The sequence below is a fragment of the Actinoplanes sp. ATCC 53533 genome, assembly GCF_003947245.1.
Map to the genome: position 1 here is coordinate 1 of NZ_QHHV01000032.1, position 25717 is coordinate 25717.

21 protein-coding genes are annotated in these 25717 nt (G+C 71.7%); 11 read left to right on the forward strand and 10 right to left on the reverse strand.

Translation table 11 applies throughout. The features are described from left to right. From DMB66_RS12845 to DMB66_RS12860, 4 genes are all read right to left on the reverse strand, one after another. The coding region (locus DMB66_RS12845; protein ID WP_148112732.1) for a substrate-binding domain-containing protein at nucleotides 1-664 on the reverse strand (664 nt) is incomplete at its 3' end. A 23-nt stretch (nucleotides 665-687) separates the two neighbouring features. Beyond that, nucleotides 688-1677, reverse strand: a complete 990-nt coding sequence (locus DMB66_RS12850) for an ABC transporter permease (protein ID WP_125804294.1) — start codon at nucleotides 1675-1677, stop codon at nucleotides 688-690. Then, a complete protein-coding gene (locus tag DMB66_RS12855) occupies nucleotides 1670-2695 on the reverse strand; it encodes an ABC transporter permease (RefSeq protein ID WP_125804295.1) in 1026 nt (341 codons plus the stop codon). Before DMB66_RS12855 ends, DMB66_RS12850 begins: the two co-directional genes overlap by 8 nt. Next, entirely contained in the window at nucleotides 2692-4218 is a 1527-nt protein-coding gene (locus tag DMB66_RS12860; protein WP_125804296.1) for a sugar ABC transporter ATP-binding protein, read from the reverse strand. Before DMB66_RS12860 ends, DMB66_RS12855 begins: the two co-directional genes overlap by 4 nt. A gap of 167 nt (nucleotides 4219-4385) precedes the next feature. On the opposite strand from DMB66_RS12860, the gene DMB66_RS12865 reads away from it, so the two are divergent. The 8 genes from DMB66_RS12865 (at nucleotide 4386) to DMB66_RS12900 (ending at nucleotide 15676) form a co-directional block, all read left to right on the forward strand. After that, a complete protein-coding gene (locus DMB66_RS12865; protein ID WP_233624507.1) occupies nucleotides 4386-5414 on the forward strand; it encodes a LacI family DNA-binding transcriptional regulator in 1029 nt (342 codons plus the stop codon). Nucleotides 5415-5521: 107 nt separating this feature from the next. Continuing rightward, nucleotides 5522-7552, forward strand: a complete 2031-nt coding sequence (locus DMB66_RS12870; RefSeq protein ID WP_125804298.1) for a bifunctional aldolase/short-chain dehydrogenase — start codon at nucleotides 5522-5524, stop codon at nucleotides 7550-7552. Then, nucleotides 7549-8958 carry a rhamnulokinase family protein gene (locus tag DMB66_RS12875; RefSeq protein ID WP_233624508.1) on the forward strand — a complete coding sequence of 470 codons (1410 nt, stop codon included), beginning with the start codon at nucleotides 7549-7551 and terminating at the stop codon, nucleotides 8956-8958. The genes DMB66_RS12870 and DMB66_RS12875 overlap by 4 nt, the downstream gene beginning before the upstream one ends. A gap of 1 nt (nucleotide 8959) precedes the next feature. Continuing rightward, nucleotides 8960-9697, forward strand: coding sequence for a (Fe-S)-binding protein (locus DMB66_RS12880; RefSeq protein ID WP_125804299.1), 738 nt, complete (start codon nucleotides 8960-8962; stop codon nucleotides 9695-9697). Next, nucleotides 9694-11112, forward strand: a complete 1419-nt coding sequence (locus DMB66_RS12885; RefSeq protein WP_125804300.1) for a lactate utilization protein B — start codon at nucleotides 9694-9696, stop codon at nucleotides 11110-11112. Before DMB66_RS12880 ends, DMB66_RS12885 begins: the two co-directional genes overlap by 4 nt. Beyond that, the gene (locus DMB66_RS12890; protein WP_125804301.1) at nucleotides 11109-11708 is read left to right on the forward strand and encodes a lactate utilization protein C; all 600 of its coding nucleotides are present in this window, start codon (nucleotides 11109-11111) and stop codon (nucleotides 11706-11708) included. Before DMB66_RS12885 ends, DMB66_RS12890 begins: the two co-directional genes overlap by 4 nt. Next, complete coding sequence (locus DMB66_RS12895) at nucleotides 11701-13122, forward strand: L-fucose/L-arabinose isomerase family protein (protein ID WP_125804302.1); 1422 nt, start codon at nucleotides 11701-11703, stop codon at nucleotides 13120-13122. Before DMB66_RS12890 ends, DMB66_RS12895 begins: the two co-directional genes overlap by 8 nt. A 76-nt stretch (nucleotides 13123-13198) precedes the next feature. Then, nucleotides 13199-15676: a DUF4118 domain-containing protein gene (locus DMB66_RS12900; RefSeq protein WP_125804303.1), complete on the forward strand. Its 2478-nt coding sequence runs from the start codon at nucleotides 13199-13201 to the stop codon at nucleotides 15674-15676. Nucleotides 15677-15689: 13 nt separating this feature from the next. Here the strand turns inward: DMB66_RS12900 and DMB66_RS12905 are convergent, their stop codons facing one another. The 3 genes from DMB66_RS12905 to DMB66_RS12915 all read right to left on the reverse strand — a co-directional run bounded on the left by DMB66_RS12905 (nucleotide 15690) and on the right by DMB66_RS12915 (nucleotide 20191). Continuing rightward, nucleotides 15690-17351 (reverse strand): Na+/H+ antiporter, encoded by a 1662-nt coding sequence (locus DMB66_RS12905; RefSeq protein WP_125804304.1) that lies wholly within the window; start codon nucleotides 17349-17351, stop codon nucleotides 15690-15692. A gap of 85 nt (nucleotides 17352-17436) precedes the next feature. Further along, a complete protein-coding gene (gene ahcY / locus DMB66_RS12910; protein ID WP_125804305.1) occupies nucleotides 17437-18897 on the reverse strand; it encodes an adenosylhomocysteinase in 1461 nt (486 codons plus the stop codon). 178 nt (nucleotides 18898-19075) lie between these two features. Beyond that, nucleotides 19076-20191 (reverse strand): phytanoyl-CoA dioxygenase family protein, encoded by a 1116-nt coding sequence (locus DMB66_RS12915; RefSeq protein ID WP_125804306.1) that lies wholly within the window; start codon nucleotides 20189-20191, stop codon nucleotides 19076-19078. 73 nt (nucleotides 20192-20264) lie between these two features. Here DMB66_RS12915 and DMB66_RS12920 point away from each other — a divergent pair, with 73 nt between their 5' ends. The 3 genes from DMB66_RS12920 (at nucleotide 20265) to DMB66_RS12930 (ending at nucleotide 22898) form a co-directional block, all read left to right on the forward strand. After that, the gene (locus DMB66_RS12920) at nucleotides 20265-21302 is read left to right on the forward strand and encodes a LacI family DNA-binding transcriptional regulator (RefSeq protein ID WP_233624509.1); all 1038 of its coding nucleotides are present in this window, start codon (nucleotides 20265-20267) and stop codon (nucleotides 21300-21302) included. A 68-nt stretch (nucleotides 21303-21370) separates the two neighbouring features. Further along, nucleotides 21371-21706 (forward strand): YciI family protein, encoded by a 336-nt coding sequence (locus DMB66_RS12925; RefSeq protein WP_125804308.1) that lies wholly within the window; start codon nucleotides 21371-21373, stop codon nucleotides 21704-21706. 1 nt (nucleotide 21707) lies between these two features. After that, on the forward strand, nucleotides 21708-22898 hold the full coding sequence (locus DMB66_RS12930; RefSeq protein WP_125804309.1) for an RNA polymerase sigma factor: 1191 nt from the start codon (nucleotides 21708-21710) through the stop codon (nucleotides 22896-22898). 33 nt (nucleotides 22899-22931) lie between these two features. Here DMB66_RS12930 and DMB66_RS12935 read toward each other — a convergent pair whose 3' ends face one another. From DMB66_RS12935 to DMB66_RS12945, 3 genes are read right to left on the reverse strand one after another with little or no spacing between them, the layout of a single operon-like run. Then, nucleotides 22932-23765: a TIM barrel protein gene (locus DMB66_RS12935; RefSeq protein WP_125804310.1), complete on the reverse strand. Its 834-nt coding sequence runs from the start codon at nucleotides 23763-23765 to the stop codon at nucleotides 22932-22934. Then, a complete protein-coding gene (locus DMB66_RS12940; RefSeq protein WP_125804311.1) occupies nucleotides 23762-24763 on the reverse strand; it encodes a Gfo/Idh/MocA family oxidoreductase in 1002 nt (333 codons plus the stop codon). Before DMB66_RS12940 ends, DMB66_RS12935 begins: the two co-directional genes overlap by 4 nt. Nucleotides 24764-24777: 14 nt before the next feature. Continuing rightward, entirely contained in the window at nucleotides 24778-25539 is a 762-nt protein-coding gene (locus DMB66_RS12945) for an SDR family oxidoreductase (RefSeq protein ID WP_125804312.1), read from the reverse strand. Nucleotides 25540-25717 lie beyond the last annotated feature (178 nt).

Here is a 25717-nt window from a genome sequence, read left to right on the forward strand (position 1 = left end):
CGTTGCCGTACGCCGTCTTGACCAGCTTGAGCTTCGCGTTCTCCGGCTTGGCCAGCTCGGTCTTCATGACCTCGATCCAGGCGTTCTGGTTGGTGGCGTTGGGCGTCGCCGAGAGGATGGCGATCTCGCCCGCGCCGCCGGCCAGCTCGCTGGCCATCTCGACCAGGCTCTTGCCGATGCCCTCGGTGGTGGCCTGGTTGATGAAGGCGTCGCGGCAGTCCTTCGAGGCGTCCGAGTCGAACGCGACGATCTTGATGCCGGCCTGGCGGGCCTGGTTCAGCGACGGGCAGACCGCGTTCGGGTCGTTGGCCGCCACCACGATCACGTCCTGCTGCTGCTGGATCAGCGTGTTGATGTAGCTGACCTGCGAGGAGGCGCTGGCGTCGTTCGGGCCGACCAGCTTGTACTCGCCCTTGAGCTCACCCACGGCGACCTTGCCGCCGCTGACCTCGACGTCGCTGTACGGGTTGTTGAGCTGCTTGGGCAGGTAGGCGATCTTGAGGCCTTCCTTGAGTTTCGCGTTCGGGTCGGCGGCGCCGGACTGCGCGGCGGCGGGAGCGGAGTCGTCGGCGCTGTCCTTGGTGGTGCCGCCGCAGGCGGCGATGCCGAGGACAAGAAGTGATGCTGCGCCTGCGGAGAGTAGGCGTCGGTGGGAAAGAAGCATGGCGAACTCCTTTGAGGGGGAGATTAAACAGCGGCGGCGCGGCGGAGTTTCCGTCTTTGCCAGGTGGAGCGGATCGAGGTAGCGATATTGGGAAGCAGAACGGAGAGCACGAGCAGGGCGCCGGTGACGATGTTCAGCGCCTGCCCCGACACGTCCTGCAGGCGCAGGGCGTTCTGGAGAGCGGCGAGCAGCACCACGCCGGCCAGGACACCGGGGAGGCTGCCCTTGCCGCCGAAGATGGAGACGCCACCGAGCAGGACCGCGGCGACCACGGCCAGTTCGAGTCCGGCGCCGTTGTCGGCCCGGGCGCTGGAGTAGCGCAGCGTCCACAGCACCCCGACCAGTCCGGCGACCGCGCCGCTGACCACGTACAGCCAGAACTTGGTGCGGGCCACCCGGATGCCGGAGAAGTGCGCGGCCTGGGCGTTCGCGCCGATCGCGTACAGCGAGCGGCCGAACGGGGTCGCGTGCAGGATCACCCCGAAGATCGCCGCGAGGACGACGATCAGGATGAGAACGTTCGGGATCGAGCCACCGCCGAGGGTCCCGGTGACCCAGCCGGTGTAGTTGAACGGGAAGTCCGCGACCGCGCCGTCGCCCAGCACCACGAGCGCGAGGCCGCGGTACAGGGCCAGCGTGCCGATGGTGACCGCCAGCGACGGCAGGCCGAGGCCGGTGACCAGGAAGCCGTTGATCGCACCGAGGATCGCGCCGACGATGATGCAGATCGGGATGATCGACTCGATGGACAGGCCCTGGTTCCACAGGTAGCCCATGATCGAACTGGACAGGCCGAGCGTGCTCGCCACCGACAGGTCGATCTCGCCCGTGACGATGATGAACGTCATCGGCAGCGCGACCAGCACGATCGGCAGCAGGTCCAGGATCAGGAAGGTGAAGTTCCGGCTGGTGCCGAAGTTGGTCACCGAGAACGACGCCACCATGAGCACGAAGACGGTCAGCAGGATGATGATGCTGTCCCAGCTTGACAGCTTCCGCCGTACCTCAGACATGGGAGTCCTTCTTCCGCAGCGACCGGGCGATCCGCACCGCGACCAGGCGGTCCGCGCAGATGGCCAGGATGATCAGGGCGCCGATGATGGCCTGCTGCCAGAACTGGTCGATGTCCAGGACGGTGAGGGAGCTGCCGATCACGGTGAGCAGCAGGGCGCCGAGGCCGGCGCCCCAGACCGTGCCGCTGCCGCCGAAGACCGCCACCCCGCCGACGACCACGGCCGCGACGACGTTCAGCTCCAGGCCGGTGCCGGCGGCCGCGTCGACCGTGCCGAACCGGGCGGCGAAGAGCACCCCGGCCAGGCCGGCCAGCGCGCCGCTGACGATGAACGCGCCGAGCAGGTTGCGGGCCACCTTGATGCCCGCCAGCTCCGCGGCCTGCGGGCTGGAGCCCATCGCGTACAGCTCGCGGCCCACCCGGTAGTTGCGCATCAGCAGCGAGACGCCGCCGACCACCACCAGCGCGATCAGCACCAGCCACGGGATGCCCAGGAGCGAGTCGTTGGCGAAGGTCAGGAAATGCCGGGGCAACTCGTCGGCGTTGACCTGCTGGCCGCCGGCCCAGGAGTAGGTGACGCCGCGAAACATGTAGAGCGTGCCCAGGGTGACCACCAGCGCGGGCACCCGGCCGTAGCGGACCAGGACGCCGTTGAGCAGCCCGGCCACGCCGCCGACGGCGAGTCCGACGGCGACCGCGGCGACCATCGGCAGGCCGGGGTTGGCGCTCATCATGGTCGCGACGGTGAAGGCGCTCAGGCCCAGCACCGACCCGACGGAGAGGTCGATGTTGCGGGTGATCACCACGACGGCCTGCCCGGCGGCCATCACCGCGAGGATCGCCGTGTTCAGCAGGATGTCGCGGATGCTCTGCCCGGACAGGAAGCGCGGGTTGCTGGCGGCGGTATAGACGACCAGCGCCACCAGGGCCAGAATGATGCCTAGCTCGCGGGTCTTGACCAGCCCGCCGACGATCCGGCGCGCGGGTGAGGTGGCGGGGGTGGCCAATGCGGCAGTCATGGTGTCACCTGCTGGCCCATTGCCGCGTACATGACGCTCTCCTCGGTGGCTTCTTCGCGGGTGAGCTGGGCGGCCACGTGACCTTCCCGCAGGACGATGATCCGGTCCGCCATGCCCAGCACCTCGGGCAGCTCGGACGAGACCATGACGACGGCGAGCCCGCGGGCCGCCAGCGACGACATCAGCCGGTGCACCTCGGCCTTGGTGCCGACGTCGATGCCGCGGGTGGGTTCGTCGACGATGAGCAGCTTCGGGTTGGTGGCCAGCCACTTGGCCAGCACCACCTTCTGCTGGTTGCCGCCGGAGAGCGTGCCGACCGGGTCGGAGAGCCGGCCGAGCTTGGTCTGCAGCTGTTGCGTCCAGTTGGTCGCCTCGCGCCGCTCGGCCGCGCCGAACAGCAGGCCGAGCTTGGCCAGCGCGCGGCTGCGCGGCAGGGTCACGTTGCGCTCGACGGAGAGCTCCATGACCAGGCCCTGCTGGCGGCGGTCCTCGGGGACCAGCGCCATGCCGGCCGCCATGGCCGCGCGGGGCGAGCCCGCCTTGAGGGGCTTGCCGAGGAAGCGGACCGAGCCGGTGTCGTACTTGTCGACGCCGAACACCGCCTGCATCACCTCGGAGCGGCCCGCGCCGACCAGCCCGGCCAGCGCGACGATCTCGCCGGCCCGGACGGTGAAGCTGATGTCGCGGAAGACGCCCTCGCGGCCGAGCCCCTCGACCTCGAGCACGGTCTCGCCGGCCTCGGTGTCCTGCTTGGGGAAGAGCGTGCTCAGGTCGCGCCCGACCATCCGCCGGATCATGTCGTCGACGCTGAGGTCGGCGACGAGTTCGGTGCAGACGTGCTTGCCGTCCCGCATGATCGTGATCCGCTCGCAGAGCGCGGTGATCTCCTCGAAGCGGTGCGAGATGAACATGATCGCGGCGCCCTCGTCGCGCAGCGCGCGGGTGACCGCGAAGAGCCGGTCGACCTCGACGCCGCTGAGCGCGGCGGTCGGCTCGTCCATGATCAGGATGCGGGCCTCGCTGGAGAGCGCCTTGGCGATCTCGACGAGTTGCTGATCGGCGATCGACAGGCCGCGGGCCGGGCGGTCCGGGTCGATGTGCACGCCCAGCCGGGTGAAGAGCCGGGTCGCGTTGCTGTGCATCGCCTTGCGGTCGATCTGCCGGAGCCGGGTCAGCGGCTGGTTGCCCATCGCGATGTTCTCGGCGACGGACAGGTCCGGGAAGAGCGTCGGCTCCTGGTAGATCACCGCGATGCCGGCGGCTTTGGCGTCGGCCGGGCCGGCGAAGTCGATCTCGGTGCCGTTGACGGCGAGCGAGCCGGTGTCCGGCCGGTGCACGCCGGCGAGCATCTTGACGATGGTGGACTTGCCCGCGCCGTTCTCGCCGACCAGGGCGTGCGCCTCGCCCGGGTAGAGCGGAAAGCTCACGCCCTGCACGGCCGCGACGGCGCCGAAGGACTTGGTCACGTCACGCACTTCGAGCAATGCCGGGCTGGGCCGCGACTTGTCGGGCGTTGCCGCCACGGGCCACCTCCGCAAGGGTGTTTGAAATGTTTCATACGCCGTGAGACGAAGGTAGGTGGCGCCGATCACACGTGTCAAGCATCTGGATGAAACCTTTTAGAAACAACCTGCAAAGTGGTACGAGTTGTGCCGTACGATGTCGCTTCAACGTTTCAAAAGGGGGACCTGTGGTCAACGGCAGGACACCGTCGGTCAAGGACGTGGCCCGCTCGGCCGGTGTCTCCCTGGGCACGGTCTCGAACGTGATGAACCGCCCCGAGGTGGTCAGCCCCAGCACCAGGGAGCGGGTCGAGCGGGCGATGGCCGAGCTCGGCTTCGTGCGCAACGAGTCCGCCCGGCAGCTGCGGGCCGGCACCAGCCGCACCCTGGCGTACGTGATGCTGGACGGCAACAACCCGTTCTTCCACGACGTCGCGCAGGGCATCGAGCTCGCCGCCGAGGAGGCCGACCTCTCGCTGTTCATCTGCAACAGCAACGGCCGGGCCGAGCGCGAGGAGATCCACCTCGACCGCCTCATGCAGCAGCGGGTGCAGGGCATCCTGATCACCCCGGTCAACCCGGAGGCGCCGCATCTCGCGGAGGTCAGCCGCCGCGGCATTCCGCTGGTCATAGTGGACAGGGTGGGCGGCGAGTTCTGCTCGGTGTCCGTGGATGACGTGCTGGGCGGCCGGATCGCCGTGGAACACCTGGTCGAGCAGGGGCACACCAGGGTCGCCGTGGTCGGCGGGCCGGAGTCGCTCGGCCAGGTCCGGGAGCGGCTGGAGGGCGCCCGGCAGATCTGGGCCGAGCTGGGCCTGCCGGCCGAGGACCTGATCTACCTGCCGACTGCCGCGCTGACGGTGGCCGAGGGGCGCTCGGCGGGTGAACGGCTCGCCGGCATCCCGACCCGGCGTCGCCCGACCGCCGCGTTCTGCGCGAACGACCTGCTCGCGCTGGGGCTGCTGCAGCAGACCATCGGCGCGGGCTTGCGGGTGCCGGAGGAGCTGGCCATCGTCGGTTTCGACGACATCGAGTTCGCCGCCGCGGCCGCGGTGCCGCTGACCTCGGTGCGCCAGCCGCGCCAGGAGCTGGGCCGGGCGGCGGCGCAGCTGGTGCTGGACGAGGCGACCAATCCCGAGCACGTCCACCAGCAGCCGTTGTTCGTGCCCGAGCTGGTCGCCCGGGCCTCCACGGTCGCCCGCTCGCGCGCCTACTGAGCCAAGCGGATCCGCCGCGAAGTATTGACCGGGGCGGCGGACAGCCCGTAACCTCCAGGCAATGTATGAAACGTTTCATGGCCGGTAAAGAGCCGATTGAGGAGCCCATGTCCAACCCCGCAGTCAGCGACCTCCTGGCCCGCAGCAATCGCCTCGGTGCCGACCCGCGCAACACCAACTACGCCGGCGGCAACACCTCGGCGAAGGGGACGGAGACCGACCCCGTCACCAACGCGCCGACCGAACTGGTCTGGGTGAAGGGCTCCGGCGGCGACCTCGGCACGCTGAAGGAGCCCGGCCTCGCGGTGCTGCGGCTCGACCGGCTCCGGGCCCTGGCCGGCGCCTTCCCCGGCGTCGAGCGCGAGGACGAGATGGTCGCCGCGTTCGACTACTGCCTGCACGGCCGGGGCGGCGCCGCCCCCTCGATCGACACGGCCATGCACGGCCTGGTGGACGCGCCGCACGTCGACCACCTGCACCCGGACGCGGGCATCGCGCTGGCGACCGCCGCCGACGGCCCGGCGCTGACCAAGGAGATCTTCGGCGACCGCGTGCTGTGGGTGCCGTGGCGCCGGCCCGGCTTCCAGCTGGGCCTGGACATCGCCGCCGTGCAGCGGGCCAACCCGCAGGCCATCGGGGTCGTGCTCGGCGGGCACGGCATCACCGCGTGGGGCGCCACCAGCGCCGCGTGCGAGGCCAACTCGCTGGAGATCATCAACACCGCCGCGGCCTGGATCGCCGGGCACGGCCGCGAGGCGCCGTTCGGTCCGCTGGTGCACGAGGCCCTGACCGATGAGGTACGGCGGCAGCGCGCGGCCGCCCTGTTCCCGATCGTCCGTGGACTCGCCTCCACCGACCGCCCGCAGGTGGGCCACTACACCGACAGCGAGGTCGTGCTCGACTTCGTCCGCCGGGAGCGGATGCCCGAACTGGCGGCGCTGGGCACCTCCTGCCCGGACCACTTCCTGCGTACCAAGGTCAAGCCGCTGGTGCTGGACACCGCGCCGGAGGCACCCCTCGAAGAGGTCGAGGCCCGGCTCAGGGAGCTGCACGCCGCCTACCGCGAGGACTACCGCGGCTACTACGAACGGCACGCCGACCCGGACAGCCCCGCGATGCGCGGCGCGGACCCGGCGATCGTGCTCATCCCCGGCGTCGGCATGTTCAGCTTCGGCGCGAACAAGCAGACCGCCCGGGTGGCCGGCGAGTTCTACGTCAACGCGATCAACGTGATGCACGGCGCCGAGTCGGTCTCGACCTACGCGCCGATTGACTCCTCGGAGAAGTTCCGGATCGAGTACTGGGCCCTCGAAGAGGCCAAGCTGCAGCGGATGCCGAAGCCGAAGCCGCTGGCCACCCGGGTCGCCTTCGTGACCGGCGGCGGCTCGGGCATCGGCAGGGCGATCGCGCTGCGGCTCGCCGCCGAGGGCGCCTGCGTCGTGGTCGCGGACCGGGACTTCGAGGCCGCCAAGGGGGTGGCGGCCGAGATCGGTGGCCCGGATGTCGCGGTCGCGGTGGCCGCGGACGTGACGTCCGAAGCGGAGATCGGTGCCGCGCTGAAGGACGCCGTGCTGGCGTTCGGCGGGGTGGACCTGGTGGTCAACAACGCCGGGCTGTCGATCTCCAAGCCGCTGCTGGAGACCACCGAGGCCGACTGGGACCTGCAGCACGACGTCATGGCCAAGGGCTCGTTCCTGGTCGCCAAGGCGGCCGCCGCGGTCATGATCGCGCAGGGCCTGGGCGGCGACATCGTCTACATCTCCAGCAAGAACTCGCTCTTCGCCGGCCCGAACAACGTCGCGTACGGCGCCGCCAAGGCCGACCAGGCGCACCAGGTCCGGCTGCTCGCCGCCGAACTCGGCGGGCACGGCATCCGGGTCAACGGCATCAACCCCGACGGCGTGGTCCGCGGCTCCGGCATCTTCGCCGGCGGCTGGGGCGCCAAGCGGGCCGCCGTGTACGGCGTACCCGAATCCGAGCTCGGCGCCTACTACGCCCAGCGCACGCTGCTCAAGCGCGAGGTGCTCCCGGAGCACGTGGCGAACGCGGTGTTCGTGCTCACCGGCGGCGAGCTCTCGCACACGACCGGCCTGCACATCCCGGTGGACGCCGGGGTGGCGGCAGCCTTCCTGCGGTGAAGACCTTCGCGGCGGTCGACCTCGGCGCGTCCAGCGGGCGCGTCATGGTCGGCCGGGCCGGGCCGGGTTCGCTGTCGCTGGCGGCCGTCAACCGGTTCGCCAACGAACCGGTCCGGGCCGGCGGGACGCTGTACTGGGACATCCTCGCGCTGTACCGGGGCGTCCTCGAAGGACTGCGGCTCGCCGGGCCGGTCGACGGCATCGGCATCGACTCGTGGGCGGTGGACTACGGGCTGCTCGACGCGACCGGGGCATTGCTCGGCAATCCGGTGCATTACCGGGACGCTCGCACCGACGGCGCGGCCGCCCGGGTCGCCGCGGTTGTCGGCGAGGACAAGCTCTACGCGCTGACCGGCCTGCAGAAGCTGCCGTTCAACACGATCTACCAGCTCGTCGCGGCCGCCGGCACGCCGCAGTTCGAGGCGGCCCGGCAGCTGCTGATGATCCCGGACCTTCTGACGTACTGGCTGACCGGCGAGCGGGGCGCGGAGTTCACCAACGCCTCCACGACGCAGCTGCTGGACCTGCGCACCGGCGAGTGGGCCACGGAGCTGATGAGCTCGCTCGGGATCCGGCCGGCGCTGTTTCCGCCGCTGCGGGCGCCGGGCACGGTCATCGGTCCGGTCCTGCCGTCGCTGGGCATCGGCACGCCGGACGTCATCGCGGTGGGTTCGCACGACACCGCGTCAGCGGTGGTCGGGGTGCCGGCGGCTGCCGAGAACTTCGCCTACATCTCCTGCGGCACCTGGTCGCTGGTCGGGGTGGAGCTGGACGCGCCGGTGCTGACGGAGGCCTCGCGGCTGGCCAATTTCACCAACGAGGGCGGCGTCGACGGGACAGTCCGCTACCTGCGCAACGTGATGGGGCTCTGGCCGCTGCAGGAATGCCTGCGGGAGTGGGGCTCGCCCGACCTGCCCGCGCTGCTCCGCGAGGCCGCCGCGGTGCCCGCCTTCCAGGCCGTTGTCGACCTGGACGACCCGATCTTCCTGGCGCCGGGAGACATGGTCGGCCGCCTGACCCAGGTCAGCGAGCGCGCACCGGCCGGGCCGGCGGAGCTGGTGCGATGCATTCTGGACAGCCTGGCGCTGGCTCACCGGCGTGCGGTGCGGCAGGCCCAGGAGCTGTCCGGGCGGCACGTCGACGCGGTGCACATCGTCGGCGGCGGCGCCCGCAACGAGCTGCTCTGCCAGCTGACCGCGGACGCCTGCGGGCTGCCCGTGCTGGCCGGCCCGGTCGAGGCGACCGCGCTGGGCAACGTGCTGATCCAGGCCCGCGCGGCCGGAGCGATCAGCGGTGATCTCTCGGCACTACGGGCACTGTTGCGGCAGACTCAGCAGATCGTGCGGTATGAGCCGCGCGGCGACCCGGCCGCGTGGCAGGCGCTCGAACGCCGACTGGAGGCCTGACGTGCGCATCGCCTTGTTCGTGACCTGCCTGGCCGACACCATGTTTCCGGCCGCGGCCAAGGCGACCGTGCGGCTGCTGGAGCGGCTCGGCCACGAGGTGGTCTTCCCGGAAGGGCAGACCTGCTGCGGCCAGATGCACATCAACACCGGCTACCAGAAGGACGCGCTCCCGCTGGTCCGCCGGCACGTCAAGACCTTCGCCCCGTACGACGTGGTGGTTGCCCCGTCGGGGTCGTGCGTGGGTTCGGTGCGGCACCAGCACGCGATGGTGGCCCGGTCGGCCGGGGACGAGGGGCTGGCCGCGCGGGCGGAGGACGTCGCCTCGCGGACCTACGAGCTGTCCGAGCTGCTGGTCGACGTGCTCGGCGTGGAGGACGTCGGTGCGTATTACCCGCATCGGGTGACGTACCACCCGACCTGCCACTCGCTGCGGATGATCCGGGTCGGGGACAAGCCGCAGCGGCTGCTGCGGCAGGTCCGCGGGCTGGAGCTGGTCGAGTTGGCCGCGGCCGACCAGTGCTGCGGTTTCGGCGGTACGTTCGCCCTCAAGAACGCCGACACCTCGACCGCGATGCTGGCCGACAAGATGCGCCACGTGCTCGACACCAAGGCGGAGGTCTGCACCGCCGGCGACTCGTCCTGCCTGATGCACATCGGCGGCGGCCTGTCCCGGCTCGACGCCGACGTCCGGACCGTGCACCTCGCCGAGATCCTAGCCGCGACGGAGGCTGCCTCATGAGCACGTTCTTAGGGATGCCGACGACCGCGCCGCGAGGGGTGGGCAACCTGCGCGGCGACGAGTCGTTCCCGGCCGCCGCGCACAAGGCCCTCGGCAACGCCCAGCTGCGCCGCAACCTCGGGCACGCCACCGCGACGATCCGGGCGAAGTCCGGCGCGGTCATCGACGAGCTGCCCGACTGGCAGGAGCTGCGGACGGCCGGCTCGGCGCTGAAGGCCGACACCATGGCCCGGCTCCCCGAGCTGCTGCTGCAGCTGGAGGAGAACGTCACCGCGGCCGGTGGCGTCGTGCACTGGGCCGCGGACGCCAACGAGGCCAACCGGATCGTGGCGGAGCTGGTCCGGGCCACCGGCGAGGACCGGGTCATCAAGGTCAAATCGATGGCCACCCAGGAGATCGGCCTCAACGAGGCGCTGGAGGCGGCCGGCATCGAGCCGGTCGAGACCGACCTGGCCGAGCTGATCGTCCAGCTCGGCCACGACAAGCCCAGCCACATCCTGGTGCCGGCGATCCACCGCAACCGCGCCGAGATCCGCGAGATCTTCCTGCGCGAGATGCCCGGCGTCGACCCCGCGCTGACCGACGAACCGGTGATCCTGGCCGGGGCCGCCCGGCGCTATCTGCGCGAGACGTTCCTGAGCACGAGGGTCGCGGTGTCGGGGGCCAACTTCGCCATCGCGGAGACCGGCACGCTGGCCGTGCTGGAGTCCGAGGGCAACGGCCGGATGTGCCTGACCCTGCCGGAAACGCTGATCACCGTCATGGGCATCGAGAAGCTCGTGCCGACCTGGCAGGACCTCGAGGTATTCCTGCAGCTGCTGCCGCGGGCGTCGACCGGGGAGCGGATGAACCCGTACACGTCGATGTGGACCGGGGTGACACCCGGCGACGGGCCGCAGAATTTCCACCTGGTGCTGCTCGACAACGGGCGCAGCGCGGTGCTGGCCGACGAGGTCGGCCGCCAGGCGCTGCACTGCATCCGCTGCTCCGCCTGCCTCAACGTCTGCCCGGTCTACGAGCGGACCGGCGGGCACGCGTACGGGTCGGTCTACCCGGGCCCGATCGGGGCGGTGCTGTCGCCGCAACTGACCGGGGTCGAGGACAACGCTTCGCTGCCGTACGCGTCGTCGCTCTGCGGTGCCTGTTTCGACGCCTGCCCGGTGAAGATCGACATCCCCTCGATCCTGGTCCACCTGCGGAACGAGGTGCCCCATCCGCGCACCGAGCAGGCGATGATGCGCGCCGCGGCGTACGCGATGGACCACCCGAAGCTCTACGAGGCCGCGCAGCATGCCGCGAAGCTGAGCAAGGTGGCCGGCCGGCGGCTGCCGCCGCCGCTCAGCGGCTGGACGGCCAGCCGGGATCTGCCCGAACCGCCGGCCGAGACCTTCCGCGACTGGTGGGCGAAGCGATGAGCGGCCGGGAGCTGATGCTGAGCCGGATCCGGGCCGCGCTCGGCGACACCGCGCCGCCGGCCACGATCCCGCGCGACTACCGCCGCGGCGACCGGGTGGCCGACCTCGACCTGCTGGTGGAACGGCTGGAGGACTACAAGGCGGTGGTGCACCGCGGCGTCTCGATCGCGGAGACGGTGGCCGCCCTGGCTCCCGCGCCGCTGATCGTGCCGCCCGGCATCGACCCCGGGTGGCTGCCGGACGGGGTGGAGGTGCTGCGCGACGAGGGACTGAGCGCCGACACGCTGGCCGTCGCCGGGGGAGTGCTCACCGCCGCCACCGTCGCCGTCGCGGAGACCGGGACGATCGTGCTCGACGGCTCGCCCGACCAGGGCCGGCGGATCATCTCGCTCCTGCCGGACCTGCACATCTGCGTGGTACGGGCGGACCAGGTCGTCGCCTCCGTGCCCGAGGCGCTGGCCCGGCTCGACCCGCGCCGCCCGCTCACCTGGATCAGCGGCCCGTCCGCCACCAGCGACATCGAGCTCAACCGCGTCGAGGGGGTCCACGGGCCCCGCCGCTTGCACGTCATCGTCACGGAGGCCCGCAATGACTGATCTCCTGCCCGTCAAGCAGCGGCGCAAGACCCGGATCGGGCTGGTCGCGGGCGGACTCGGCACGTACTGGCCGCAGTTCCCCGACCTGCTGCCGCAGTTGCAGGAGTCGGCCCGCTACGTCTCGCAGCGGTTCCAGGACATGGACGCCGAGGTCACCGACGTCGGCTTCATCTCCGACGCGCAGGAGGGCGCCGCCGCCGCGGAGAAGCTGCGGGTGGCCGACTGCGACCTGATCGTGCTGTTCCTGACGACGTACCTGACCGCCTCGATGGTCCTGCCGATCGCCCAGCGCGCCAACACGCCGGTGCTCGTCATCGACCTGCAGCCGACCGAGAAGATGGACCACGCATCCTTCGACACCGGTGCCTGGCTGGCCTACTGCGGGCAGTGCCCGGTGCCGGAGATGGGCAACACGTTCCGCCGGGCCGGGATCCCGTTCCGCTCGGTCTCCGGCTGGCTGCGGCAGGAGTCGGCCTGGCGCCGGATCGGCCAGTGGATCCGGGCCGCGCACGTGCGCGCGGCCCTGCGGCACGCCCGGCACGGCCTGATGGGCCACGTCTACCCGGGCATGCTGGACGTCTCGACCGACCTGACGCTGCTGCCGGTGACCTTCGGCTCGCACGTCGAGGTGCTGGAATTCGACGACCTGCGCCAGCGCGTCGAGAAGGTCACCGAGGCCGAGACGAGGGCCCGGATGGACCTGGCGCGGGAGATCTTCACGCTGGACGACACGGTGCGGGAAGAGGACTTCGCCTGGGGCGCGACCGTCTCCGTCGCCCTGGACCGCCTGGTCGAGGACTTCGAGTTGGACAGCGTCGCGTACTACCACCGCGGCCTCGACGGCGAGCAGCACGAACGGCTGGGCGCCGGGATGATCCTCGGCGCCTCCCTGCTCACCGCCCGCGGCATCCCGGTCACCGGCGAGTACGAGTTGCGCACGACCGTGGCGCAGCTCGCCACCCAGGCCGTCGGCGCCGGCGGCTCGTTCTGCGAGCTGCAGGCGCTGAACTTCGAGGACAACGTGGTGGAGATGGGCCACGACGGCCCGGCCCACCTGGCGGTCAGCGCCCGCGATCCGCTGCTCCGCGGCCTCGGCGTCTATCACGGCAAACGCGGCTGGGGCGTCAGCGTCGAATTCGACGTCCGGCCCGGCCCGGTCACCCTGCTGGGACTCGGCCAGGACCGGGACGGCTCGCTGTCGTTCATCGCCGCCGAGGGCACGGTCGTGCCGGGCCCGCTGCTGGCGATCGGCAACACGACCAGCCGCGTCGACTTCGGCCGCGACCCGGGCGAATGGGTGGACGACTGGAGCGCCTCCGGCGTGGGCCACCACTGGTCGTTGTCGCTGGACCACCGGGCGGCGGACTACAAGGCGGCGGCCAGCCTGCTGGGAATCGACTTCCGGCAGGTGTAGGAGATCCCGCTCGGCCGACCATGTCGTTCCCCGTGCCGCACACTGGTGCGGGAGGTGGCGAGGGAGGCGGCGGGGCATGGCTCGGGGACAACTGAGGATCTTCCTCGGCGCGGCGCCGGGCGTCGGCAAGACGTACACGATGCTCCAGGAGGCCAGCCGGCGCGCCGGGCGCGGCGCCGACGTGGTGGTCGGCCTGGTCGAGACGTACGGGCGCCGGCACACAAGTGCGATGCTGGGCGACCTGGAGGTGCTGCCGCGCCGCACGGTCGCCCACCGCGGGGCCGAGTTCACCGAGCTGGACCTCGACGCGGTCCTGGCCCGCCGGCCGGAGCTGGTGGTGGTGGACGAGCTCGCACACACCAACGTGCCCGGGGCGCGGCACGCCAAGCGCTGGCAGGACGTGCATGAGCTGCTCGACGCGGGCATCGACGTGCTGACCACGGTGAACGTGCAACACCTGGAGTCGCTCAACGACGTGGTCGCGCAGATCACCGGCGTGCGGCAGCGCGAGACGGTGCCCGACGGCGTGGTCCGGGCGGCGGAGCAGGTCGAGCTGGTCGACCTGACCCCGGAGGCGCTGCGGCGGCGGATGGCGCACGGCGACATCTACCGGCCGGAGCAGGTCGACGCGGCGCTGGGAAACTACTTCCGGGCCGGCAACCTGACCGCGTTGCGCGAGCTGGCGCTGCTGTGGCTGGCGGACAAGGTCGAGGAGCAGCTCGACGCCTACCGCGCCGACCATGGGATCAGCGCCACCTGGGAGACCCGCGAGCGGGTCGTCGTGGCGCTGACCGGCGGGCCCGAGGGGGAGACGCTCATCCGCCGCGCCGCCCGGATCGCCGCCCGCGGCAGGGGCGCCGACCTGATGGCCGTGCACGTCACCCGCGACGACGGGCTGGCCGGCGCCGACCCGGCGACCCTGTCCCGGCAGCGGGTGCTGGTGGAGAGCCTGGGCGGTTCCTACCACCAGGTGATCGGCGCGGACGTGGCCCGCGCGCTGCTCGAGTTCGCCCGGGCGGTGAACGCGACCCAGATCGTGCTCGGTGCCTCCAGCCGGGGCCGGTTCGCCCAGCTCCTCGCGGCGGGCGTCGGCGCCACCACGGCCGCGCTGTCCGGCACGATCGATGTGCACCTGGTGGCGCACGAGCGGACCGCGCGCGGCGTCCGAAACCGGCGAGTGCCGGTCGCGTTGTCCCGGGGGCGCCGGCTGGCCGGCTTCGCCACTGCCGTGGTCGGGCTGCCCGCGCTGACCGGCCTGCTGCGGCTCGCGCCGGCGCTGTCGCTGACCACCGACATTCTGCTGGTGCTCGTGATGGTCGTGGGGGTGGCGCTGATCGGCGGCCTGGGGCCCGCGCTGTTCACGGCGGTCGCCGGGTCGCTCCTCCTGAACTGGTTCTTCACCCCGCCGTTCGGCAACCTGATGATCGACGAACCGGACAACCTGCTGGCTCTGGTGATCTTCGTGGTGGTGGCGATCGCGGTGAGCTGGGTGGTCGACCAGGCGGCCCGGCGCACGACGCAGGCGGCCCGGGCCGGGGCGGACGCGCAGACCCTGGCGATGGTCGCGGGCAGCGTGCTGCGGGGCACCCGTCCGCTGCCGGCGCTGCTGGAGCGGCTGCGCGAGACGTTCACCCTGCGGTCGGTGACCCTGCTGGAGGCGGGCGTTGTGGTCGCGTACGCCGGGGACCAGCCGTGCACCAGCCCGGCCGACGCGGATGCCGAGGTCAAAGTGGACGACGACCTGGTGATGCTGCTGCGGGGCCGGCCGCTGGCCGCCGCCGACCGGCGCATCGTGGAGGCCTTCGCGGCGCAGTCGGCGGTCGCCCTGCGGCAGGAGCGGCTGGCGGAGGAGGCCGCCGCCGCGAAACCGCTGGCCGAGACCGACCGGATGCGCACGGCGCTGCTGGCGGCGGTGAGTCATGACCTGCGGACGCCGCTGGCCGCGGCGAAGGCCTCGGTGGCGAGCCTGCGCAGCGCGGACGTGCACTTCGACGCCGACGACCGCGCGGAGTTGCTGGCGACCGCGGACGAGTCGCTGGACCGCCTGACCGGCCTGGTCAGCAACCTGCTGGACATGAGCCGGCTGCAGGCCGGTGCGCTGGGCGTGACGATCCTCGCGGTGGGTGCGGAGGAGGTCGTGCCGCGCGCGCTGGACGACCTCGGCCCGGCCGGCCGGGCCGTGGTCACCCACCTGCCCGGCCACCTGCCCGCCCTGGCCGCCGACCCCGGTCTGCTGGAGCGGGTGCTGGTAAACCTGATCGGCAACGCGCTGCGCTACAGCCCGCCGGACCGGCCGCCGGCCGTCACGGCCGGCGCGCTGGGGGACCGGGTCGAGCTGCGGGTCATCGACCACGGGCCGGGCATCCCCGCGGACCGCTGGGAGCACGTGTTCCTGCCGTTCCAGCGCCTGGGCGACCGTGACAACCACACCGGGGTCGGCCTCGGGCTGGCGCTGTCGCGAGGGCTCACCGAGGCGATGGGCGGCACGGTGGTGCCGGAGGAGACCCCGGGCGGCGGCCTGACGATGGTCATCACCCTGCCAGGCGTGCCGTGACCCGCGAGAACCCCTAGCGTGGGCGGTCGGGGAGCAGCCGCTCCTCGTGGTCGAGTTCGCGTTCGAGCACCCGCAGGCCCTCGTCGGAGAGCCGGTCCGCGTCGCGCCAGCGCAGCAGCTCCTCGCGCTGGGCGTCGATCACCGCGCGGCGCACCCGCAGGCCCGCCTCGTATTGCGGGGAGACCGGCACCTCGTCCGAGTCGGACTGGTCGAGCAGGTCCAGCCGGCGCTGGTAGCGCTCCAGCCGGTGGCCCAGTTGCTTGCGCATCGCCTCGATCGCGACGTCCTCGATGTCGTCGTGCTTCTCGTGGTCGATCTCGTCGATGCGGTCCAGCGCCGCCTGCACCGAGGCCGAGCGGGCCTCGTTGCGCAGCCGCACCTTGTCGGCCTCGTTGGCCCGCAGGCCGAGCATCCGCACCAGCGGGGCGAACGTGAGGCCCTGGCCGACCAGGGTCACCAGCACGACGACGAACGCGCAGAACAGCAGCAGGTTTCGGTCCGGGAAGGGCGCACCGCCCTCGGCCGTCAGGGGCACGGTGAAGATGGCCGCGAGGGTGATGACGCCGCGGGTGCCGGCCCAGCTCAGGGCGGTGATCTCCTTGCCATTGAGCCGGCGTTCCCGTTCCCGGCCGCGCTGTTCGTTCTTGTCGTTGGTGCCGCCGAGCCGGGTGTGCAGGGAGATCGGCAGCATCTGCGTCAGCACCAGGAACAGCGGGCGCAGTAGCAGCACCACGCCGACCGAGACGGCGACCGCGATGACGATCGTCGACGTCTCGTACTGCGACAGCCCCCGGATCACGTTCGGCAGCTGCTGGCCGATCATCAGGAAGACCAGCCCTTCCAGCAGGAAGTCGACCAGCCGCCAGACCGCGCTGACCTGCAGCCGGCTCGCGCCCGAGCCCAGCCTGGGCATGTCGTGCCCGACGATCAGCCCGGCGACCACCACGGCGAGCACGCCGGAGACGTGCACCCGCTCGGCCAGCAGGTAGGCGACGAACGGGGTGACGAGCGAGATGGCGTTGGCGATCAGCGGGTCCTGCATGATCGGACGGGCGGCCCGGACACCGTAGGCGACCACGATGCCGGCGATCACCCCGCCCGCTGCCATGATCACGAACTCGCCCACCGCGGAGGTGAAGGAGAAGCTGCCGTTCGCGGCGGCCGCCAGCGCGACGCTGAGCAGGGTCAGCGCGGTCGCGTCGTTGAGCAGACCCTCGCCCTGGATCAGGGTGACGATGTTGCGGGGCAGGCCGATCCGCTTGCCGATCGCGAGCGCGGCCACCGGATCGGGGGGCGCCACCGCGGCGCCCACCGCCACCCCGGCGGCCAGCGTGGCGCCGGCCACGAAGAAGTGGAAGCCGAATCCGATGAGCAGGGCGGTGAGCAGCACCAGCACCACGGAGAGGCTGATCACCGTCCGCAGGTTCCGGCGGATGTCGACCAGCGACGAGTCCAGCGCCGCGCTGTAGAGCAGCGGCGGGAGAATGAGGGTCAGGACCAGGTGGGGTTGCAGCTCGATGTTGTCACCGGGCAGGACGGAATAGACGATCCCGGTGATCGTCAGCAGCGCGGCGGCGGGCAGACCGGTCTTACCGGCGACCCACCGCATCGCGACCACCGCGGCGACACCGGCGAGAATGAACAGCAACGTCGTCTCGACTTTCACCCGGCACATTCTCCCGGACGGCGGCCGATCCCGCGCTCATGATCGAACGTGGCCCGGGTCTCCCACATCCGCGGAGACCCGGGCCCTCGATCGATCAGTACCGGTAGTGGTCCGGCTTGTACGGGCCCTCGACGTCGAGGCCGAGGTATTCCGCCTGCTTCTTGGTCAGCGTGGTGAGCCGGACGCCGAGCGCGTCCAGGTGCAGCCGCGCGACCTTCTCGTCCAGGTGCTTCGGCAGCACGTAGACCTGCTTCTCGTACGCGTCGGGCTTGGTCCAGAGCTCGATCTGGGCCATCACCTGGTTGGTGAAGGAGTTTGACATGACGAAGCTGGGGTGCCCGGTGGCGTTGCCCAGGTTCATCAGCCGGCCCTCGGAGAGCACGATGACCGCGTGCCCGTCCGGGAAGCGCCACTCGTGCACCTGCGGCTTGATCTCGACCTTCTCGATGCCCGGGACCTTGGCCAGCCCGGCCATGTCGATCTCGTCGTCGAAGTGGCCGACGTTGCCGACGATCGCGTTGTGCTTCATCTGCGCCATGTGCTCGGGCGTGATGATGTCCTGCCCACCGGTGGTGGTGATGAACAGGTCGGCCTCGGCGACGACGTCCTCGATCCGGACGACCTGCATGCCGTCCATCGCGGCCTGCAGCGCGCAGATCGGGTCGATCTCGGTGACCACGACGCGGGCACCCTGGCCGCGCAGCGTCTCGGCGGAGCCCTTGCCGACGTCGCCGTAGCCGCAGACCACGGCGAGCTTGCCGCCGAGCATCACGTCGGTGGCCCGGTTCAGGCCGTCGACCAGCGAGTGCCGGATGCCGTACTTGTTGTCGAACTTGCTCTTGGTGACCGCGTCGTTGACGTTGATCGCCGGGAAGAGCAGCTCGTTCGCCTTGGCGAACTTGTAGAGGCGGGCCACGCCGGTGGTGGTCTCCTCGGTGACGCCGCGGATCTCGCCGGCGATCCGGGTGAACAGCTGCGGGTCCGACGCCAGGCTGCGGCGCAGGGTGTCGAGGATGATCGTGTATTCGTGGACGTCCTCGGCGGTCGTCGCGGGGACCGCGCCGGCCTTCTCGAACTCGACGCCCTTGTGCACGAGCAGGGTGGCGTCACCACCGTCGTCCAGGATCATGTTCGGGCCCTGGCCGTCGGCGAACTTGAACAGCTGCTCGGTGCACCACCAGTATTCCTCCAGCGTCTCGCCCTTCCAGGCGAAGACCGGGGTGCCGGTGGGGGCCTCGACCGTGCCCTCGGGGCCGACGACGATCGCGGCGGCGGCCTCGTCCTGCGTCGAGAAGATGTTGCAGGAGACCCAGCGGACGTCCGCGCCGAGGGCCACGAGGGTCTCGATGAGCACGGCGGTCTGGATGGTCATGTGCAGCGAGCCGGCGATGCGCGCGCCGCGCAGCGGCTTGGTGTCGGCATATTCCGCGCGGATGGACATCAGGCCCGGCATCTCGTGCTCGGCCAGGCGCATCTGGTGGCGGCCGAACTTGGCCAGGGACAGGTCGGCCACGGCAAAGTCGAGGCCGTTGCGCTGCTGAAGACGATCGTTCATGAAGAAGGGCACCCCCCTCATCGGGAGGCGCCCTTGCGACTGTGACCCGGGGGCCGAGCGTGGCGGATCTCCGTGTGCACGGATTCCGTCGCAGCGCCTCTCGGCCGGGGCTGGCGCCGCTTTCGGCGCTCGTCCACCATACCGAACCAGACCCAAGATCGCCTCTGCGACCCGGATCTCAGGCCCGGCGTTCCTCCTGGTCACGCAGGGCCTTTTCGAATTGTGGCGTGTCCCACTTCTCGGAAAGCGCCTGGAGCAGCAGTTCCGCCTGGGTCTGCGGGGCCAGGCCGCCGATCGGCTGGTCGTGGTCGAGGTTGGTGGGGAACGCGTAGCCCTCCGCGGCGGCCGCCACCACGTTCGCCACGTTGCCGGCGAAGTCCCGCAGCACCGGATAGAGGGCCCGGCACATCGCCGTCCGGTCGACCGTCTCCATGGCCCGGCCGAATGCCGAGGACACCTGCAGCAGGTTCGCCATCCGCCGGACGTCCGCGCTGCGGTTGGTGCCCGCGCCGTGGAACAGCGCCGGGTTGAAGAACGCCGCGTCGCCCTTCGCCAGCGGCAGTTGCACGTGGTTGTCCTCGAAGTAGGCGGTGAACTCGGCGAGGTGGAACGCCACGTAGCCGGCCGGATACTTCTGCGAGTGTGGCAGGTACAGCGTCGGTCCGGTCTCCACCGGCATGTCGACGTGTGCGACCGCGCCCTGCAGGGTCAGCGCGGGCGACAGCCGGTGGACGTGCGCGGGGAATTCCTCGGCCTGCTGCTGGGACATGAAGCCGAGGTGGTAGTCGCGGTGGGCGACCTGGGCCTGGCCGCCCGGGTTGACCACGTTGGGCTGGGAGGTGATCTGGTAGCCGCGGCCCAGCCAGGCCGACGAGATCAGCGCCAGGGTGTCGTTGGCGTAGTAGTCGGCGAAGGTCGCCGGGTCGCGGACCGCGAACTTGTCCACCGCGCCCCAGATCCGGTCGTTGGCGCCCGGTTTGGCGAAGTGGTCGCCGCGGACCACGCCGGCCGCCCGCTGCTCGGCGATCATCGCGGTGAAGACCGCGGTGGCGCGGTCGACCACGGCCGGGTCGAAGGCACCCCGGAAGACCACGATGCCGGGGCCGTCCAGCAGGGCCCGGGCCAGCTCGGACCGCACCTCCCGGCGGTCCGCGTCGAGGATCTCCGGGTCGTAGATCAGCACGTTCTGCCGCACCTCGGCGGCGTGCGGGTAGTCGGCCCGGTCGGTCTGCTGCTCGACCAGGGCCCGGAAGTCGTCGAGGCGGCAGTCGGCCGCCGAGAACCAGGTAGTCATGCAGCCAGGCTAGGTCCGCTAACAACATCAAAGTCCCTTGAAAACACCTCAAAGAACCCTCATCGTGTACGGGGTGAAGCATCCGTACCGGATCCGCGAGATCGCCGCCCAGTCCGGCCTGAGCCCCGCCACGGTGGACCGGGTGCTGCACGCCCGTGGCGGCGTCCGGTCGAGCACGGTCCGCGAGGTCGAGCAGGCCATCGCCGATCTGGACCGGCAGCAGTCGCAGCTGCGCCTCGGCGGCCGCACCTTCATGGTCGACGTCGTCGTGCACGCGCCGCAGCGGTTCTGCACAGCCGTGCGCACCGCCCTCGAGGCCGAGCTGCCGACGATGCGCCCGGCCGTCATCCGGTCCCGTTTCCACTTCCTCGACAGCCCGGCGGTCGGTGACCTGGTCGGCGTGCTCGACCGGGTGAGCCGCAAGGGTTCGCACGGCGTCATCCTCAAGGCCCCCGATGTGCCCGAGGTGGTCGCGGCGGTGGCCCGGCTGACCGGGCGCGGCACGCCGGTCGTGACCCTGGTGACCGACCTGCCCACCAGCGCGCGGGCCGCGTACGTGGGCATCGACAACCGCGCGGCCGGCGCGACCGCCGCCTACCTGGTGCAGCAGTGGCTCGCGGACCGGGCCGGCGAGGTGCTGGTGGTGCGCGGGCACAGCTCGTTCCGGGGCGAGGACGAGCGGGAGATGGGCTTCCGGGCCGAGATGCGGGCGCGCAACGCGGGGCGGCGGCTGCTGGAGGTCGTGGACGCCGAGGACCGGGCGGACGCCGTACGCATCGGCACCCGGGAGGTCCTGGCCGCGAACCCGGCCGTCCGCGCGGTGTATTCGCTCTATGCCGGCGCCGGCGGCAACGCCGCGGTCGTCGACGCCTTCGACCGGCAGGGCCGCTCCTACGACGTGTTCGTCGCGCACGACCTCGACGGGGAGAACACGGCGCTGCTGCGCGAGCGCCGGCTCTCCGCGGTGCTGCACCACGACCTGCGGATGGATCTGCGCCGGGCCTGCCAGGTGGTGATGCAGGCGCAGGGCGCGCTGCCCGGCCCGGTGCGCTCCAACCCCTCCGCGATCCAGGTGATTACGCCGCACAACGCGCCGCCGGCGGAATTTTGACCCGGCTGTCCGGAACGGCGCTGCCCGTTCGTCACGGTGGTGACATCACGACCAGAGGGAGCACTGACATGAAGTACATGATGTTCGTCTGCACCGACACCGAGCCGGAGACCGACGAGGCCCGGATCCCCGACATCCACGGCTGGGTCGCGGAGAACGACGCCGCCGGGCGGCGGGTGCAGGGCAGCGTGCTCGGGTCGGCCGCGGCGGCCACGACGGTCCGGGTACGCGGCGGCGAACTGCTCGTCTCCGACGGCCCGTTCGCCGAGACGAAGGAGGTCATCGTGGGCTTCGACATCCTCGAATGCGCCGACCTGGACGAGGCGATCGAGGTGGCCCGCGCCCACCCGATGGCCTGGACCGGCCGGATCGAGCTGCGGCCGTTCGTGGACCTGGACGACTGAGTTGCCCGACGCCAGGCAGACGGTCGCCGACGCCGGTGCGGATTCGTACCCGCGGATCGTCGCCGCGCTGATCCGGATCACCGGCGACTGGACCCTGGCCGAGGACTGCGCCCAGGAGGCGCTGACGCACGCCCTGGAGCGCTGGCCGCGAGACGGGGTGCCGGCGAACCCGGGCGGATGGCTGATGACGGTCGCGCGCAACCGGGCGATCGACGTGCTGCGGCGCGCGACGGTCGAACGCCGCAAGCTGCGGGACCTGGCCCTGCTGACGGCACCCGTCGCCGACCACGGGGAGGAGGAGGTCGTGGACGACCGGCTGCGGCTCATCTTCACCTGCTGCCACCCCGCGCTGGCGCTGGAGGCCCGGGTCGCGCTGACCCTGCGGACCATCGCCGGCGTGCCGACCGCCGACATCGCTCGCGCGTTCCTGGTCACCGAATCGACCATGACCCGGCGCCTGACCAGGGCCAAAGCCAAGATCGCCACGGCCGGCATCCCGTACCGGGTGCCGGCCGGGCGGGCGCTGGCCGAGCGGCTGCCGGGGGTGCTGGCCGTGCTCTACCTGCTCTTCACCCGGGGGTACGACGCGGACGGCGAACCGGCGTTCGCGGCCGAGGCCATCCGGCTGACCAGGCTGCTCGCCGCGCTGATGCCCGAGGAGCCGGAGATCGCCGGGCTGCTCGCGCTCTGCCTGCTCCAGCACTCCCGGCGGGCCGCGCGCCGGGACGCCGACGGCAACCTGCGCACGCTCGACCAGCAGGACCGCTCCCGCTGGGATCACGCGGCGATCGCCGAGGCACGCGCCCTGCTGCCCGCGACCGCCGGCCCGTACGCGTTACAGGCCCGCATCGCCGCCTGCCACACCACGACGCCGACCGACTGGCCGGCCGTGGCGGGGCTGTACGACCGGCTGTTCCTGCTGCTGCCGACGCCGGTGGTCGCGCTGAACCGGGCGGTGGCACACGGGTACGCCTACGACCCGGCGGCCGGTTTACGGCTGCTGGCCGAGGCGCGCTTCGGTGGTGGGCTCGACGGGTACCCGTACGCCGTGGCCGCGGAGGCCGACCTGACCGCGCGGGCCGGGAACACCGCCCGCGCGGTCACGCTCTTCGAACAGGCCGCCGCGGCGGCGCCGTCCGAGCCCGAGCGGCGGGCCTTGCTGGCCCGGGCCGAGGAACTCAGCTCCCCGTGACGAGCTCGCACGGGGCTTCCGCCGCGGCTGGGCTCAGCCGAGGATCGCGCGTAGCCGCTCGGCGCTGCGGCGTACGTCGGCGACCGGGCCCTCGTCGCTCGGCTCCGCGGTCAGGATCGTGTCCTGTTCGAGCACCCACCAGCCGTCGTAGTCGTGGCGCCGCAGGGCCGCCGCGACCGCGGCGAAGTCGATGTCGCCGTCGCCGATCGGCCGGTACATCCCGGCGGCCACCGCGTCGGTGTAGGTGCGCTGCCCGGACCGGACCTGCGCGGCGATGCTGTCGTCGACGTCCTTGGCGTGCACGTGCGCGATCCGGTCGCCGGCGCGCTCGGCCAGCGCCACCGGGTCGGTGCCGCCGATCAGCAGATGCCCGGTGTCCAGGCAGAGCCCGATGCCGCTGCCGGCCAGGACCCGTTCGACCTCGGCGGTCTGCTCGACCATCGTGCCGACGTGCGGGTGCAGCACGGCCGTGAGACCGCGCTCCCGGGCCTGCGCGTCGAGCTTGTCGAGGTTGGTGAGCAGCAGCTGCCAGCCCGCGGCGTCCAGCTCGGGACGGGTGTCGTAGCCGTCCTGGCCGGTCGCCGCCGCCAGCACCACGGTGTCCGCCCCCGCCGCCACGAACCGGTCGAGATCCAGCACCGGCTCGTGCCCGGGGTCGTGCAGGACCACCGGGACGAACCCGCCGACCGCACCCAGGCCCAGCTCCCGCAGGATCTCGTCGGTGGGCAGGAAGCCGTCCGGGCCGAACTCCGTGGCGGTCAGACCCACCTCGCGCATCTCCCGCAGGACCCGTGGGGCGTCGAGCTGGTATCCCCAGCCCGGCACCTCGCAGACACCCCAGGAGATGGGCGCTCCGGCGATCTTCATGCTGCACTCCTCACTTCGCTCAGACGTACGGGCCGGTGTTCCCGCAACGACAACGTGCAGGCCTCGGCGATCCAGCCGGCCTCGACCGCGTCCGCGACCGTGCACGGGCTTTCCCGCGTGCCGGCGACGACCTCGGTGAAGGCGGCCAGTTCGAGCCGATAGGCCGTGGTGAACCGGTCCATGAAGAACGTGTGCGGCGGGCCGGCCGGGAACGCGGCACCCGGCTCGACCGAGCGCAGCGGCAGCTTGTCCTCCAGCCCGACCGCGATGCTGTCGGCGGTGCCGTGCACCTCCAGCCGCACGTCGTAGCCGCGGCCGTTGTACCGGGTGTTGGACACGACGGCGAGGGTGTCGTCGTCCAGCGTCAGGATCGCGGCGGTGGTGGCCGCGTCGCCGATCTCCGCGAAGAGGGCGTCGCCGCGGGTGCTGCCGGTCGCGTACACCTCGACCACTTCGCGGCCGGTCACGTACCGGATGATGTCGAAGTCGTGCACGCTGCAGTCGCGGAAGATTCCGCCGGATCCGGCGAGATAGCCCGCCGGCGGCGGCGCCGGGTCCATGGTCGTCGACCGTACGGTGTGCAGCCGGCCCAGCTCGCCGCCGACGACGGCGGCCCGCGCCGCGGCGAAGCCGGGGTCGAAACGGCGGTTGTAGCCGATCTGCACCGTGGCGCCCGCGCAGTGCCGCAGCACCTCCGCCGCCTCGACCGCGCCCCGGGCCACCGGCTTCTCGCAGAAGACCGGCAGGCCCGACTCGACGGCCGCGAGGATGAGCTGCGGATGCGCGTCCGTGGCGGCGGCGATGACCACGCCGTCGACGCCGCTGCCGAGCAGGGCGGCCGGATCGGCGGCCGGCTCGGCGCCGTACTTCTGGGCGATCCGCTCGGTCACGGCCGGTACGGCGTCCGTGACGACCAGCTCGGTGACCGCGGGCAGCCCGCTCAGCGTCTCGGCGTGGAACGCGCCGATCCGCCCGAGCCCGATGAGTCCGATTCGCATGCTCAAGCCCTTTCTCAGTCCAGTCCACCCTGGACGTTCTGGTCCCAGTCGAGGACGGACCCGGTCACCACGCCGCTGCGCGGGGAGAGCAGGAAGACGACGAAGTCGGCGATCTCGTCGGCCTGTCCGAGCTTGCCCATCGGCAGGGTCTTGGCCGCGCGCTCGCGCCAGCCGTCGTCGGCGGCGTGGAAGGCCCGCTGGGTGGCGTCCTCGCCCTCGGTGTCGGTCCAGCCGATGTCCAGGCCGTTGATCCGGATCCGGTCGAAGCGGTGCGCGTGCGCGGCGTTGCGGGTGAGCCCGGCCAGCCCGGCCTTGGCGGCCACGTACGGCGCCAGGAAGGGCTGCCCGCCCAGCTCCGAGGACGAGATGATGTTGACGATCGTGCCCGGGGCACCCCGGCGGAGCAGGTCGCGGACGACGGCCTGCATCAGGAAGAAGGGACCGCGCAGGTTCACCGCGATGTGCTGGTCGAACAGCTCGGGCGTGGTGTCGAGCAGGGTGCCGCGCGAGGTCAGCCCGGCGGCGTTGACCAGGCAGTCGATCCGGCCGTAGCGGTCGATGGCGGCCTGCACGGAGGCCCGCGCGCTCGCCACGTCGGACACGTCGGCGGGCACGTACGCGCCGCCGAGCTCGGCGGCCAGGGGATCGCCGAGCTCCGCCCGGCGGCCGGTCACGACGACGGTCGCACCCTCGCGGGCGGCGGCCCGCGCGACTGCCGCGCCGACGCCCTGGGTGCCGCCGCTCACCAGGACGACCCGATCACTCAGTAGCGTCACGCCTCTGAGAATGAGCTGGTAACGAGACCGTAACAAGGCGCCGCTTCCATCAAAAACACCTCAAACGATGGCCCGCCGGCGAGCGGGCGGGTCGGCCGAAAGTCTGATTCGCGCGCGCGGAAGTCCCGCTCCGAGCCGATGCGCCGGGACGCCGCATTGGCGAAGCTCATTTTGGATC